Consider the following 514-nt stretch of genomic DNA (forward strand, 5'->3'; position numbering starts at 1 on the left):
CAACGCCTTCGACCAGTGGGGCGTGGAGCTAGGCAAGGAGCTGGGCAAGGGCGTTTACCAACGCCTGGTCGGCAGCCTGGAAGAAAGCGCCGAAGATGGCTCTACCCAAGGCCTGATTAACTATTTCCGAGGCCTGCATCGGGGCTAATTTACCCTGAAAGACTGTGTTGCCGAAAAGTCGTGCGTAAGTAGATTTTTCATTCGGCTGTACCGAAAGGAGTAGCCGTCGTCCGGTCATCCCGTAAAGACGCCTGAATAACTTTCAATTGGTTAGTAATGGAGGTTTGGCAAGATGTATGCGGTGCAATACTAGAGCGCTTCTCATACAAATTTGGAAGCTTGATACTGAAGGGGTGAGGAACTGGCTTTATAAGATTTCATGGCATGGCGGGACCAAGACTATCCCGCCATGCGCTAGGCTCTGTACGAAAAGAGATGTCGCAGACACCGCATGGAACAAGCCAGTGAGACCATGGCGGCATAGCTTTTCGCGAGCTTGTCGAAGCGCGTCACG

At 52.3% G+C, this 514-nt stretch carries 1 protein-coding gene and 1 pseudogene; one reads left to right on the forward strand and one right to left on the reverse strand.

The window, feature by feature from the left end; translation table 11 throughout:
• The coding region (locus CAG18_RS26985; RefSeq protein WP_143492710.1) for a hypothetical protein at nt 1-148 on the forward strand (148 nt) is incomplete at its 5' end.
• A 266-nt stretch (nt 149-414) separates the two neighbouring features.
• Here the strand turns inward: CAG18_RS26985 and CAG18_RS26990 are convergent.
• Nucleotides 415-514 (reverse strand): annotated as a pseudogene (locus tag CAG18_RS26990) (IS5/IS1182 family transposase); the annotation flags it as partial.

This window comes from Pseudomonas sp. B22(2017), assembly GCF_002113105.1.
GTDB classification, from domain to species: domain Bacteria; phylum Pseudomonadota; class Gammaproteobacteria; order Pseudomonadales; family Pseudomonadaceae; genus Aquipseudomonas; species Aquipseudomonas asiatica.